This is a genomic window from Kitasatospora sp. NPDC038210 (assembly GCF_055600605.1).
The window spans coordinates 91,198-105,379 of record NZ_JBVJYK010000027.1; the positions used below are offsets into that span (position 1 = coordinate 91,198).

Below are 14,182 nucleotides of genomic sequence, written 5' to 3' on the forward strand. Positions count from 1 at the left end.
CCGCGACGAGCAAGGGCATGTCCTCGCTGCACTCTCAAGCACCGGACCCACCAACTCCTCGCCGATGATGCGGGCGCCATATCACCGAAACTGCAGGCTCTCCACGACGCTCTGGCTGGCACCGAACGCGCTGGCACCGCAATGCGCTGGCTCTCGAAGGGCATCGTCGCCACCGTCCGGTCCGATCTCGGTTCCGGCCGCCGACCACTGACCCATGAGGCCCTGGACGAACTCCCGGAAGACAAGGTCGTCGAGCACATCCGCAGCGTGCTCGTGGCCACCGGCACCCACCCGCAGCGGGACGAGCAGTTGGTCCGCCTCGAACGACATGTCAGAGATCTCGTCGCCTCCCGCGCAACCGTCGAAGGACGCAAAGTCCTGCACCGATACGCGACCTGGCACCTCCTGCGCCGCCTTCGCCGCCGCTGCCGCGGCAAGGACATCACCCACACCCAGCTCACAGTCGTCCGCCAGCACCTGCGGGCAGCCGTCCACCTCCTCAACTGGCTCGACGACCAGGACCTGACTCTCGCCACCTGCCGCCAGATCGACCTCGAACACTGGATGACCAGCGACGACGTGCGCCACCGCCGGGAAGCAGGCAACTTCGTGCGCTGGGCCCTCTCCCAGAAGATCGCCCGCGACCTCAGCTTCCCAGCCGTGAGGTGGAATGGCCCGTCGCGGCCGATGGACGACGAGGCCCGCTGGGCACAGCCCGCCGACTGCTGCACGACGACACCATCCGAACCGAAGACCGCCTCGCCGGCCTGCTCTTGCTCCTCTATGCCCAGTGGCCCGCAGCGATCTCCCGCCTGACCGTCGACCACATCGAGCAGACCGACGGAGCGGTCCGCATCCGACTCGGCGATGTCCCCGTCCAACTGCCCGAACTCGTAGCAGACTTGGCCATCCTGCAGGCCACGTTTCGCCGCAGCCACGCCGTCCTCGCACGCACGGACTCGCCCTGGCTGTTCCCTGGCGGCCAGCCCGGCCGCCCGATCAGCGCCTGGGCCATGGGCGAACGCCTCCGCAAACTCGGCATCCGACTCGCGGAGACGCGCTCAACGCCCCCTATTCCAGCTCGCCACCGAGCTGCCCGCCGCAGTCCTCGCCCGCACCCTCGGCACAGACATCACCGTCGCCGTCAAATGGCAGCGAGCCGCCGCCGGGGACTGGGCCGCCTACGCCGCCGACGTCACACGCCGCTTCGCTCGACAACAGCCAGGGACGACGCCGTCATGACACAGCGTCCCCGAACGACCTCGGCTCTGCTTGGCCTGAGCCTCCTTGGCGGACGCCTCCAGTCGGTTCCAGTAATCTTGGTACCACGCCTCGTCGCCGCCATCCATGTTGCTGTTGTCCTTCAGCATGCCGACCTTGCCGTCGATCAGTTCGCGAACGATGTCGACGTGGCCGGCGTGCCGGTTCGTTTCGGTCGTCATGTGCAGCATGATCCGCTGAAGAGTCACGTCTCCGCTGTCGCCACACCACGCGACGTGGCCCATCGCGTCCAGCGGTACCGCCTCGATCGTCGCGTCCGTGTGCGCCCAGGCGCGGTGGTAGAGGCTGAGAACGTCCTCGCGCGACTCGTCGATGGGTGCCCACATGTCCGAGTTGGGCTCGGCGCCTTCCTCGTGCCAGGGGAGGGATTCGTTGTGCGGGCGGCCGAAGGTCGGGCCGAAGTACCCGAGCTCGACGCCGGCGAGGTGCTTGACGAGGCCGAGGAGGTTGGTGCCAGTCGGCGTCAGGGGGCGGCGGATGTCGTACTCGGATATCCGTCCAGCTTCCAGATGATGGCTTCCCGGGCTCCTTTGAGGTAGCGGTGCAGGTCATCTTTAGGATCATTGGGCTTCGTGGGGCCGAGTCTCGCATCACTTGCCGACAGCGATCGCGTGAACTTGCCGGCTGCCCAGGAAGCATCAGCCGGCAACTGGGCCGTCAACACCTCGAACCGTCCCCCTGGGATCCCTGATGCGGCAGGCATTCGGACAGTTTCAATACCCGACTCCACCATTACACCCCGGCCGGCGCTCGATCGAGCTGGCCGGCGACGCGCCGAGCGCGCACCCGAGCGGCCCTCGCCCGGCCCCTGGTCCCGCACTGGTCCCGCCGGAGTCCCCCGGCCGCCACCTGCGGCTCGTACGCTGACCCGCCCTCGGAAACGGCAAAAGCCCCGCTGGCCTGGACTTCCGTCCAGTCAGCGGGGCTCCGACATCACTGTCGGGACGACAGGATTTGAACCTGCGACCCCTTGACCCCCAGTCAAGGGGTTCAACTAGTGTCGACAGCCGAGGCCTCACGGCCTCGGCTTTTTTGTTGCTCAAGTGCACTGAAAACAAGGGAAGTTGAAACTCGTCATGGAGATCCACGATCGGCAGAGCCGGAACCCGCCGGGTGCCCAGGTGGGTTCAAGTTCGTACATAGATGCCCGCTATCGCCCACGGGCGCTCATAGGCGCTCACCAGGCGCGGTCCCAAACTGGTCCCCAGATGGTCCCCAGGTCCCCAGGGCCGCCTTCGTCACCGCGAGTGACAGCAATCTGTCGGCCCTTCAGCAGGACCCCTCTGCCGACCGCCGCAGCCCGTCGCGCATCGCCCTTGGCCAGACGAGGCGGTCCGGTCGGATCAGGGTCGACTACCCACTGGATACGGATAGTGATCTTCCGGACGGTGTGTCGTCTTGAGCGTGTCCTGGCCATGCGGTTCTGAGTGCTTCGCGCACCGCCCAACGCGCTCTGCCGCCACACCCGACACAGCAGCCACTCTTGCCCCAGATCCACCAGGCAGTCCGGGAGAAGGGGAAGTTCATGGAACAGCGTGCGCAGCGGGGCAGGGTGTACCGGCGGTGTGGGTGCCGGGGCGAGGGCGGGCGGCAGTTGGGTGCGTGGTGTGTGCGGTTGCTGGAGGAGGCGGAGCACGGGTCGTGGACGTACTGCGTCGATCTGGCGCCGCAGGACGGCCGGCGGCGTACCCGGCGGCGGGGAGGGTTCGCGTCCGAGGCGGAGGCTGCGCAGGAGTTGGCGGCGGTGCTGGAGGGTGAACTGGGCGGGGCGTACGAGGAGCGTCGTACCACCGTGGCGGAGTACCTGCGGGAGTGGCTGACGGCGCGGAAGGAGGAACTCACGGCGAACACCTACGCCGGGTACAAGGCCTACGTGGAGAGGGACTTGATCCCCGCGTTCGGGCGTTGCCGGCTGCTGGACCTGCGGCCGAAGCAGATCGAGGCCTGGATGGCCGCGCAGCGCAAGGCCGGCCGGGGCCGGGTCACGCTGTACCGGGTCGTCTCGACGCTGCGCAACGCGCTGAACCACGCGGTGCGCTCCTGGCGGCTGAAGTTCAACCCGGCCGAGCACTGCGTGCCCACCAAGCCCCGCGCGGACGAGCGCACGTGCTGGACACCGGCGCAGGCTGCGACGTTCCTGAGGCACAACGCCGAGCAGTACGCCGACCAGCTGGCCGACCTGTTCGAGGTCCTGCTCGGCACCGGCATGCGCCGCGGTGAGATCCTCGCCCTGCACTGGTCGGACGTCCACCTCATCGACCGCAAGCTGTTCGTCCGCTGGACCCTGTCCGCCGTGGACAACGGCGACCTCCACTTCAACCAGCCCAAGACCGAGGCCAGCCGCGCCTGGATCAGCCTCTCCCCCAGAGTCATGACCGCTCTCCACCGCCAGGCCGACCTCCAGATGACCGCCCACCCCGACAGCCGACTCGTGGGCCTCGTCTTCGCCCACGCGGACGGATCGCCCCTGCGGCCCCAGTGGGTCCTCGACCAGCTCCGCAAACGCACCGCCGAACTCGACCTCCCGAAGATCGGGCTGCACGACCTGCGGCACACGGCGGCCAGCATCATGATCGCCGAAGGCATCCCCATCGCCATCGTCTCCAAGACCCTGCGCCACGCCACCCTGGCCACCACTATCAACCTCTACGGCCACCTCTTCAAGGACTCCGCCGACCAGGCCGTCAACGCCCTCGCCCGAGCCCTCGACCAAGCCCAGACGGACCGGCTCCGCGCCGTCCCCCGCGGCGACGACGACCTGCCGCTCGTCGCATAGCCGCCCGGCCGGTCGCCCGACCTGCCGTGCCGGGCCGAAAATGCGCTGTCGGCTTTCCTCTCCGGTTGCCGCGGACCGCGGGCGGAGGCACGCAAGGTGCCTCCGCCCGCCGTCCGGCGCGGGCTCGGCCGTTCAGCGGCGGAAGCCGCGGTGGGGGTCGCGGGCCGTGACGTTCCCGAACGGTTCGAACCAGGCCTGCGCGCGAAGGTCCCCCACACCGAGCTGCCGGTTGGCGTCGCCGTCGGGATCCTCGATGCCGTCGAAGCGGGAGCTGTAGAGCATGAGGACGTCGGTGTCCTGGAAGAACATGTCCGTGCAAGCGCCGAAGTCGTAGTCGTCGCGGTGGACCGGCAGCGTGCTGTGCGCGCCGTGCCCGGTACCGTCGGAGTCGTCCCCGAGCTCGTCGGCGCTGTCGCCGGCGTCCGCGATGGCGAGGTGCAGGGCGAGTTCCTCGGCGGTGCAGGTCGGCCGCGGCCAGTGGCCGCGTTCGAGGTCGTCGGCGAGGTCGTCGGCGGCGCGGGCGAAGCGGCGCCGCCACTGGAGGTCGGTGGCGAACGTCAGCTTCGGCAGCCGCGGGAACACACCCCAACCGCCCTCGTGCTCATCCGGTACGAGGCGCCCGTCACCGAGTTCCTCGGCGTCGTCGTACGCCTCGTCGGCCAGCAGCGACAGCGCGGTGTGGAGAAGGTCGGCCGTGCGGGGAGTCAGCTGCCACAAGCAGCTCTCTTTCTCACACTCCGGGTCCTCGCAGTGCGGAGGCTCCACAGGGAAGAGCGCCGCGAAATCGGGCAGTTCCTCCCCACGGCTGTGCTCAGCAGGCTCCCCGGCCTTGGCGGCACGCGGGCCGGGGCCGAAGTCCGCCACGACCGGCTCGGCACTCCACTCGGCGACCTCGTCGCCCTTGTTCCGCCGCAGCAGAGAAAGATGGCTGCGATCGGTCAGGGCGTCCGCCCCGTCGACGTCGGCAGGCGGGTCCGCGAGCCACATGACCGCGCCGACCACGTCGTGCGGGTCGTCATCGTCGAGCTGATCGGCCGGCATCGGTTCCCATCCCTGTTCGCCCGCGGCGTCCAGCAGGGCCTGCCGGTCGTGGACGTGGAACTCACGGAGCGAAGTGATCCGTACGACCTGGCCCGGCAGATCACGCAGCCGCGCCTCACCCGGTGCGGGACCGCCAGGCTCCGGGGCCTCGTCGTTGTCGCCGCCCTCACTGCCGGCGCCGTCCTCCCGGCCAGGTTCCTCGTGCGCGGATCCTTCGGGCCAGGCAATGAGCGTTCCGGCAGCGGCCGGCCAGGTGCCGGCGAGCACGTGGGCCACGGCTTGCCGGAGTGAGGACGCAGGAGCGTCCGGCAGCTGCCCGCACAGCCCGTCCACGGACTCCGTATGAAGGGCACCCGCCGCCCGGCTCAGGGTCCGGCGCAGCAGTTCTGCCGCGCGGTGGGCGAGTTCGGCATCCCGGCAGGTGAGGACGGCCTGGAGGGAGTCCGGCCCGTCGTCATGGGAAAGGAGCGCGAGGACGCGGCTCTTGCTGGGGGTGTGTTCGCAGAGGAAGTCGCTCGGTGAGGCAGTGAGTTGGTGCTCTGGCATGCGGGGAACTCCGGTGCGGTGGAAGGCGCGCCATACGGAGGGCGGCGCCGAGGAGGGTGGAGTTCCGCTGGTGGGCGCGCTGCTGACGCGCCTCCGGACGGTGAGGAAGTCTGCTGACCGCAGCTGGTTCCGCCGATGCTGTCAGCGGTCCGGACCTGGTCCTGTCCGACACCGTACCTGAGACGCCCAGGAGTTGTCCTCCACGGGACCGATGCGCCGCTCTCGGGGTCGTTCGCCCCCAGGTTGTCCGACCGATGGAGCAGGATGGGCTCTGACGAGTCACCTGGGAGAGGGAAGCAAGGAATGGCCACCGACGAAACCCGGCTGCCTGTGGAGTTCCTGGCCACACTCGCGGCCGGTGCCGATCCCGGGTCCGCGGCGGCCCGGATGGCAGCCGAACAGGCTCGTGGCGTGGCCGACAGCCAGCAGGGCGGGGCGCTCCTCGCGGCGCTGCTTGCCAGGTCCTACCGGGATTCGGCACCCGCCTGGCTGCTGGAGGCCGCGGTGGCGAACGGGCTGCGGCAGAGCGAGAGCGAGTACGATTACCTCACCGGGTCGACGTCGCTGGTGGTCCTCGCGCTCATCCACCCCGACTGCGATCCGGCTCTGCGGGCCGACGCGTTGCGCCGCTGCTCCGACCGCCGGCTCGGCTCCCTCGGCACCGCCGACCGGCCGGCCGACCTCTGCGCGGCCGTCGCCGACGAACTGCGCAGGCGGGTACCGCAACCACCGCACATGACGCCCGAACTGCTCAAGGAGCCAACGCCCGCACAGGTGGTTCTGCGTACCGGACGCCTCCACGACGCCGTGTTCGAGGCCGCCGTCGCTCTCCTGCCCGACGGCCCCGACCGCACGCGTCTGGAAGACGAGGATTCCGGCGCCTGGTCCGACCGGATCAGGGCAGCGTTCGACGCGTGGGGCCGCATGTGGTCGGCCGTGCTCGAACAGCACCCCGACCGGCACTCCCAGCTCATCGACAGGACCGCCGGCACCACGGCGAACCGGGTCATCCGCGACCAACTGCTCGGCAGCGTGCCGTGGACGGTCGAGCCGAAACTCCTTAGGCAGATCGCGCTGGATGACCTCTCCAGGTTCGGCGCCGCCATGCTCACGACCCGGATCTGCGGCTTCCTCCAGGACGGTTCCTCGAAGGAGGAGGCCCGGCAGAACTTCGCCGCCGAGCTCTCCGCCCTGGACGAGGCCGATCGAAGGGACATCGAGTTCCTGTACCTACGGGACGACGGCTTCGACACCGACTGGGGCACCGACTCCGCCGTCTCCTGGGTGAGCCACGCGGCCGACGGACGCTGGCGCCTCATCCTCAACCCCGCCGAGGCCAAGCCCGCCTACGGCGATCCCCATCCATGGCGAAGCCATGCGGACGAACTCGCCGACTTGGGGCTGAACTTCGCCGAAACGGCCGTGCAGGCCCTCCGGACCTGGAAGCCGAAAGACCTCTACGGAATCAGCACGGCGTCCGACCTGCGCTGGGTCCGCGACATGCTGGTCCACCTGCCCGAGCTCGCACCGGCCGTCGAAGCGACCGTTCGACTGGTGATCCGCGACGCCTGCCGCGGCCGGTCCGGCCCCCAGTCGTACGACTACAAGTCTCAGGAGGACCGGCGGCAGTTCGACGAACTCCTGAACGCGATCACGCGGATCGTCGCCGACCCCGCCCCGCAGCCGCCCGCGACCCGTCGCACGGCCCTCGGCAACCCCGAAGAAGTGACGGTCCGGAGCCTGTCCGCCGTCACCGCGGAGGTGCTCGACGCGTACCTTAACCGGCATGCCGGCGACGACGCGCTCGTGGAGAAGGCACTGCTGTCCTTCGCCTGGCACGGCCACCGCAGCGAACCGGCGTTCGCCTCACTCCTCGCCCGCCACTCCGATCCGCGCCACGCCGTCCACACCCTCACCCGCGAGCTCCGCCGCCGGCTCGGCGGCAACCCCGCCAACCGCGAAGCGTGGGCCCGGCAGGTCCTCGCCCTACCCGACTATCCCAGCGAGACCATCCTCGCCCTGCCCGCCTGGACGGCACTCAAGGCCCGTGGGCACCACTACGACAGCACACATCCCACCGTGCTCGCCCTGGTGGAAGCAGCACTCGGAGACGACCACGAGGCCTGGCAGCGATTCGCCGACAGCCCGATCAGCAACTCCGGCCCCAACGCCTGGCTCCGCCTCGGAGACATCCTCACGGCCGCCGCAGACGGAACGGCGTGGCCCAAGCCACCCGGTTCCCGGTGACAGCTCCGGGCTGCGCCGAGAAACACTGGCCACATGGCAACAGAGCGCCGGTGATAGCGGGCGGTGGAGGGTGTGAGAAAGGCCTGGCTGGTGAGGCGGCTTCACCTCCGCCCTGCCGGGTCACGCGTAGGGATCGCGCAGCGGCCGGGGCTCACGGACTCCGCGTGTGATCTCCTCCGGGAGGTCCGGGCCCGCAAGGTAGTAGCGGCCCTGGGCCTCGCCCTTCGCGGCGAGCCAGCCGGCGCGGACGAGTTCGCGGATGTCGCGCTGGGCCTGCTGCTCGCTCAGTTCGGCGTCGGCCTGGTAGGTGGCCCGGCGCAGGCGGTTGCCCATGGCCGCGGGGTAGAGGGCGTAGAGCATGCGGTCGGGCCAGCCGCGCTGCTCGATGGCTTCGTCGAGTGCGGTCCAGACCTCGCGGGTGCTGTTCACCTGCCGCTCGACGCTCTGGGCCTGCTGGTGGTGGGCGCGCAGGCAGAACCGGACCCACCGGAGGGTGTCGCGCTCGGGGGTCCAGACGGGGCCGCCGACCTCACCGAGGACGTCGTAGTAGCGGTAGGTGTTGCGGGCCCGGCCGAGCCACTCCTCGATGCTGGAGAACTCCGGTGCCATGATCCCTTCCCTCGCGAGGACCAGGGTGTGCAGGGCGCGGGACATCCGCCCGTTGCCGTCGGGCCACGGGTGGATCGCCACCAGGTTGAGGTGCGCCATCGACGCCCGTACCAGTCCGGGCGCGTCGAGGTCACGCTCGTTCAGCCACTCCACCAGCTCACCGGTGAGCACCGGGACCAGGCCGGCGTCCGGCGCGGTGTAGGCCGCGATGGTGGGATCCTCGGCCGACGTGACGTACACCGGTCCGGTGCGCCACCAGCCGGGCCGCTTGACCAGGTGGTGGCCCTGCATCATGAAGTGCAGCGCGTTGAGCAGCCCCTTGCTGTACGCGAAGTCCTCACCGGCCTCGGCAAGACGCTGGATGTAGGTCATCGCCTGCCGATAGCCCTCGATCTCGACCGCGACGGTATCGCTCGCATCGATCGGGGCCTCTCCGACCATGATGTCCTCGACGTCCGACACGCTCGCCGCGTAGCCCTCGATCGTGTTCGACCCGGCGATCGCCCGCGCGGTCAGGTTGCGCCGCAGCTGCCCCTCCCATCGTCGGGGCGTGCGCAGATGCAGGCGCAGCCGATCCCGCATGTCCTCGATCTCCGCAAGGACAGTCAGGTCGGCATCTTCGAGCTCAGGCAGGGAATACAGCACGAATCAATGACACCATCATGGAATCACCGCGTCAAGAAGTGGGGAGACCGCCAGCCGGCAGTCAGCGCCCTGTCGGCTGCCCTTGACCACGCTACGCACGATCGGCCGCCCGCCTCAGGCCAAAGGCGGGCCGGCGCAGGGTCCGGCGCCGTGGCGGCTTCGGCAGCCGTGCCAAGGCGGCGTGGGAGATGGCGGCGGTGCCGGACGGTGAGTTGCGCGGGGTCTACCAGAGCGGACCAGCTGACCGACCTGTTCGAGGTCATGCTCGGCACCGGCATGCGCCGCGGCGAGGTCCTCGCCCTGCACTGGTCGGACGTCCACCTCATGGACTGCAAGCTCTACGTCCGCTGGACCCTCGCCGCCATCGACAACGGAAAGATCCACCTCCGCGAGCCCAAGACCGAGGCCAGCCGCGCCTGGATCAGCCTCTCCCCCAGAGTCATGGCCGCCCTCCACCGCCAGGCCGCCCTCCAGATGAACGCCCACCCTGACGGCCGGCTGGACGGGCTGGTCTTCGCCCGCCCGGGCGGAACACCGCTGCGGCCCCAGTGGGTCCTCGAGCAGCTCCGCAAGCGCACCACCGCCCTCGGCCTGCCCCGCATCGGCCTTCACGACCTGAGGCACACCGCCGCCAGCATCATGATCGCCGAAAACATCCCCATCGCCGTCGTCTCCAAGACCCTGCGCCACTCCACCATCGCCGTCACCATCAACCTCTACGGCCACCTCCTCAAAGACTCCGCCGACCAGGCCGTCAACGCCCTCGCCCGAGCACTCGACCAAGCCCAGGCAGGACAGCTCCGGGCTGTCCCCCGTGACGACGACGACCTGCCGCTCGCGGCGTAGTGGCAGCCGCGGGCGGAATCCCTCCCCGGGCGGGCGAGGCCGCTCCTGGCCGGCGTCCCCCCAGGAGGGCAGGCTTCAGCCCCGCGGCTGGCTGCCCCTCCGGGCCGCCAGACCACTGCTGCGGTCTACCAGCCCAGGGACAGCTGCACTGGGACTCCGGAGGCTGTCTCTACTCGCGCGGCCAGGACCGCCGGGATGGGTACGTCGAGCCGAACGGCGGTCGGGGTGTAGAGGTCGGTCTCGACCTCGGGTGTCGTGAGGGACACGAGGAGGGCGTAGGAGACCGGCTCGCCGACGCGGTCGGATCTGTTGTGGGACTTCCACCAGCCGCCGGTCGGGTAGACCGCCAGGGCTCCGCAGTCGGCGAGCTCGGCCGCGGTGCCGCGCCAGATGTCAGCGTGCAGGGAGCCGCGGTTGCGGTTTTTGGAGCCGACGAGCCAGGCTTTGTCGCCCTCGAACTTTCCGACCGTGGTCATGCCGTCGTCCTCGGCCTGTGCGTCCTTCGCAACGCGTGCTTCGAAGTCGGCCAGGTGCTCCACACCCTTGATCGCGAACCGCAGCCGGTGGGACGCGTAGGTGTGCTGGCCGAGGACGCCCTGCCGGCCGGGATTCGGTTCGACGAAGTACGAGAGGGTGACGCGCAGCTCGACCGGCGTGGCGCCGAGGTCGAGGAGCTGCTCGCGAGGCCAGGGCAGGTGATGGAGCTTGAGCTCGCCCAGGTGGACGCCGTTCTTCTCCTTACGGAAAGGGACGAGCGATCCCTGGATCATCATCGTGACTGCGTTGGCCCCGCTGGACAGGACCCGTTCCTCGGTTGGCACGCCCCAGCCGTAGCGGCGCAGCACGCTGAGCGCGAAGTCCCTGGTGCCGTTGCCCTTGCCGCTGTGACGGCGGCCGTTCGGTTTGAGGATGCCGTCGGTCATGGCGGCGGTCCAGCGTGCCTCGTGGACGAGGAGTGCCCGGATGGTTTCAGGCCTGAGGGCGGGGTAGGCGGCGTGGGCCATGGCTGCCAGTCGTGCGGCCTGGGCGGTGGCTGCGCTGGTGGCGTTGGCTGTGGTGAGCGGTCGGTCGAGGCCGTTGTGGGTGGTGGTGAGTCTGACGACGTCGTGCTGGTCGGTAAGGGTGCCGTCGGCGTCGACGAGGAGGTTGCCGCCTTCGAGGACGATGTCCGGCTTGATCGGGGTGTTGGCCGGCAGGGTGACGGAGGTGCGGCTGAAGGGTGAGAGTTCGCCGGCGGCGGCGAGGGTCCGGTATCCGTCGAAGTCGGTGTCCTGGGGGGGTTGAGCCAGGTCGGTGTAGGCGCCGACGGTCAGGACGTTCCATGCCTGGGAGGGGTCTTCTATCCGGGAGATGTCACAGAGCCCGAGGTGGTGCAGGCTTCCGTCTGCCTGTCGGAGATGGGTGATGGGGTGTTCGCGGACGTTGCCAGCCGAGACGACGATAAGTCGTGATGCCTCGGGATCGGGCGCTCCAAGGAGTTCGATGCGGTCGTCGTGGACCGCGATGCCGGTTCCGGCGGCGAGTGCGTCGAGCGAGGCGGAGCAAAGGGTCGCCTGGCCGTCGGTGCCGTTGCGTTCGGCTGTGGAGTGGTCGGTGACGGCCATGGAGAAGACCCGGGCGTGCGGCTGGTCGGCCGAGCCGGTTTCTGCGCTGGAGACGGCGTTGACGGCGACTTCCGCGTGGCTGCGCGGGGTGGCGCCGTGGTGTCTTCGTTTGGGGAGGATCTTGACGGCTTGCAGGCCGTGGGAGAGTCGGATGGTGTCGCCCGTTTCGAGGGCGGTGGCGAGGTCTCCGAGGAGGGCGAGGCCGGCCATGTTGGTTCCGTGACCGTTGTTGTCGTCGGGTCCCTCGTAGGGGACGACGCTCTGCGCGCGGCCGGCGAGGGCCTGCTTGAGGAGTGGGTGCTCCTGGTGGATGCCGGTGTCGAGGATGCAGACGACGGGCGCGTCGGCGGGGGCGTGCTCCAGTCGGTCGGCGAGGTCGGCGGTGAAGTCCCGTTGGAGGAAGCGGGCGGTGGAGTGGATCTGTTCGACGAAGCTGGGTCGCCGGACTTCCGAGGGACAGGCGTTGGTGGCGAGGAGGGTCTTGAGCTGAGCGCTGGTCGTGGCGACGTGGGCGACCCGGTACTCGCCGATGGTGATCGAGCGGTCAGCGATCGGCCAGCCGTTGGCGGCGGCGATGCGGTGGAGGGCGGCGACTTGGTCCGCGTCAGTGATGTCCGGGTTGAACCATAGTTCCCACCAGCGGTGTTCGTTCTCTTCCGGCAGAGGCGCCTCCTCCTGCCAGAGCTGGCTGAGGAGGGCGTGCCGGATGCGTTCGGCGTTGGCGACGGCGCTCTGTTGTCTCGGGTTGCCGCCGGTCGTGTCCTGGGTGAACTGGCTGATCTTGTCGGCGAAGGCCTGGACACGGTCATCGGGGATCCAGATGACGGCTTCTTGCGGGCTGTTGTCGGTGGCCTTGCTGACGCTCATGAGCGTCAGGCCGGAGTTGGCGAGCTTGTCGACGTCGAGGTCGTGCCCGCCGGCAGCCTCCACCCGGATCGCGAAGCCGCTCGCCCGCTCGGTTTCCTCCACCGTCCGGCGGTCTGCTGTGGCGGCGTGCTGGGCCTCTTCGAGCCCACCGAGAAGGCGATCGACATGGCCCTGCCGGTCTGCGGAGCGGTCGACGAACGGGCCGCTGCGGGCACGGGATCCGCTGGGCCGCGGGGTGAGGGTCTTCGGGTTCCAGGGGACCAGGAGGTGCGGGGTGAACCGCGGCGGGACCGGGTCAGGCATGGCGCAGCGCGTGCCGCTCGTCCAGTCCTTCGGTCAAGAGGTGTTGGTCGACCACGTCGTTGCCTCCGAGAATGGCGCGTTTGGCCGCGGATTCGGCGGCCTTGACCAGCTCGGCGTGGCTGAGCTGGTCGACCTTGGTGATCAGGTCGGACCAAAGTACGCCGGTGGTGTCCATTGCGGCTAGGCGTCGTTGCAGGATCTCTATCGCCTGTTGTGGGGAGGGTGGTGCGTAGTGGACGACGAGGTCGAAGCGGCGGAAGAGTGCGCGGTCGAGGAGGTGGCGGTGGTTGGTGGCGGCGACGACGAGGCTCTCGGAGGGGGCTTCGTCGAGGAAGAGGAGGAAGGAGTTGAGGATGCGGCGGGCTTCGCCGACGTCGTTGCCGGCGGTGCGTTCGGCGCCGAGGGCGTCGAACTCGTCGAAGAGGTAGACGGCGCGGGTCTCGGCGGCGGCTTCGAAGACGGTGCGGAGCTTGGCGGCGGTCTCTCCCATGAAGCGGCTGATCAGTCCATCGAGGCGGATGGTAAACAGGGGCAGGGAGAGTTCCTTGGCCAGTGCGGCGGCGGTCATGCTCTTGCCGGTCCCGGGCGGCCCCGAGAGAAGGATGCGGTGCACGGGGGTGAATCCGAAACGCTCCAGGCGGGCGCGCTGGCGCTGCTCGTGCAGGACCTTCTCCAAGGGCACGCGGACGTCGTCGGCGAGGGTCATGTCGTCAAGGCAAACGTCGGGGTAGCCGGCGGTGAGGAGGCTGGCGAGTTCGCCCCGAGGCTGGACGACCGGGGTCGGGGCGACCCTGGGGATCTTCTCGGCGCGGGCGGCGTCGATGATCTCGCGGAGTTCGACGGCGATTTTGCCGTGACCCTGGCGCGCAGACTTCGCGGCCACCTGGAGGGCGATGCTGTAGAAGCGGTCCTCGTCGCCGGCGGCGTGGGCGTTGAGGAGTGCCTTGAGGTGGTCAGCTGTGGCAGCCACGCACCTCACACTCCTCTTCAGCAGACCGGCCCGCCACTCTAACGAGCGTCTCGGACGGTGGATACCCCTGGCGCGCACGGTCCAGCGCCTTGTTCATCGTACGGCGGCAGGATTGCCCGCTCGACTGCGGGCCGCACGTCCACACGGCCACCAGTGTCCTCCGACGCGAGCTGGGCCCGGTGGGACCGTCCTGTGAGGACGGCACATGAGGACCCCTGACAGCATCGCGCGGGCTGTTCAGTTCAGTCATGACTGCCGGCCACGACCACATCGTCGCGCATGCGGGCAGACAGCTCGCTCCAGTCGTGGAGGCCCTGCAGGAGGTTCTCGAACCGCATATTCAGCGAAGTTGAGTGGACGTTAAGTCCGTTTCTGGTAGCGGCCTCGTTCGGGTTGGGTGAGGAAGCCTTGGCGAGTGAGGCGTCCGAGGCGGCTGCGGGTGATGTT

At 69.4% G+C, this 14,182-nt stretch carries 9 protein-coding genes and 1 pseudogene; 4 read left to right on the forward strand and 6 right to left on the reverse strand.

Annotated features, from left to right (window positions below; genetic code table 11):
• Positions 1 to 141 precede the first annotated feature (141 nt).
• A complete protein-coding gene (locus ACZ7KX_RS35565) occupies positions 142 to 816 on the forward strand; it encodes a hypothetical protein (RefSeq protein WP_470330123.1) in 675 nt (224 codons plus the stop codon).
• A 458-nt stretch (positions 817 to 1,274) separates the two neighbouring features.
• Here ACZ7KX_RS35565 and ACZ7KX_RS35570 read toward each other — a convergent pair.
• Positions 1,275 to 1,885: pseudogene (locus tag ACZ7KX_RS35570) on the reverse strand (DinB family protein); the annotation flags it as partial.
• A gap of 1,005 nt (positions 1,886 to 2,890) precedes the next feature.
• Here ACZ7KX_RS35570 and ACZ7KX_RS35575 point away from each other — a divergent pair.
• Entirely contained in the window at positions 2,891 to 4,057 is a 1,167-nt protein-coding gene (locus ACZ7KX_RS35575) for a tyrosine-type recombinase/integrase (protein ID WP_470330124.1), read from the forward strand.
• 132 nt (positions 4,058 to 4,189) lie between these two features.
• Here the strand turns inward: ACZ7KX_RS35575 and ACZ7KX_RS35580 are convergent, their stop codons facing one another.
• Positions 4,190 to 5,644, reverse strand: a complete 1,455-nt coding sequence (locus ACZ7KX_RS35580) for a hypothetical protein (protein WP_470330125.1) — start codon at positions 5,642 to 5,644, stop codon at positions 4,190 to 4,192.
• Positions 5,645 to 5,947: 303 nt separating this feature from the next.
• Between ACZ7KX_RS35580 and ACZ7KX_RS35585 the strand changes: the two genes are divergently transcribed.
• On the forward strand, positions 5,948 to 7,891 hold the full coding sequence (locus tag ACZ7KX_RS35585; RefSeq protein WP_470330126.1) for a hypothetical protein: 1,944 nt from the start codon (positions 5,948 to 5,950) through the stop codon (positions 7,889 to 7,891).
• Between the two features lie 120 nt (positions 7,892 to 8,011).
• Here the strand turns inward: ACZ7KX_RS35585 and ACZ7KX_RS35590 are convergent, their stop codons facing one another.
• On the reverse strand, positions 8,012 to 9,082 hold the full coding sequence (locus tag ACZ7KX_RS35590) for a Fic family protein (RefSeq protein WP_470330127.1): 1,071 nt from the start codon (positions 9,080 to 9,082) through the stop codon (positions 8,012 to 8,014).
• 270 nt (positions 9,083 to 9,352) lie between these two features.
• On the opposite strand from ACZ7KX_RS35590, the gene ACZ7KX_RS35595 reads away from it, so the two are divergent.
• Positions 9,353 to 9,991 carry a site-specific integrase gene (locus ACZ7KX_RS35595; protein WP_470330128.1) on the forward strand — a complete coding sequence of 213 codons (639 nt, stop codon included), beginning with the start codon at positions 9,353 to 9,355 and terminating at the stop codon, positions 9,989 to 9,991.
• Positions 9,992 to 10,116: 125 nt separating this feature from the next.
• Here ACZ7KX_RS35595 and ACZ7KX_RS35600 read toward each other — a convergent pair whose 3' ends face one another.
• The 3 genes from ACZ7KX_RS35600 to ACZ7KX_RS35610 all read right to left on the reverse strand — a co-directional run.
• On the reverse strand, positions 10,117 to 12,765 hold the full coding sequence (locus ACZ7KX_RS35600; RefSeq protein ID WP_470330129.1) for a S8 family peptidase: 2,649 nt from the start codon (positions 12,763 to 12,765) through the stop codon (positions 10,117 to 10,119).
• On the reverse strand, positions 12,758 to 13,735 hold the full coding sequence (locus tag ACZ7KX_RS35605) for an AAA family ATPase (protein WP_470330130.1): 978 nt from the start codon (positions 13,733 to 13,735) through the stop codon (positions 12,758 to 12,760). Before ACZ7KX_RS35605 ends, ACZ7KX_RS35600 begins: the two co-directional genes overlap by 8 nt.
• A gap of 242 nt (positions 13,736 to 13,977) precedes the next feature.
• The coding region (locus ACZ7KX_RS35610) for a hypothetical protein (RefSeq protein ID WP_470330131.1) at positions 13,978 to 14,182 on the reverse strand (205 nt) is incomplete at its 5' end.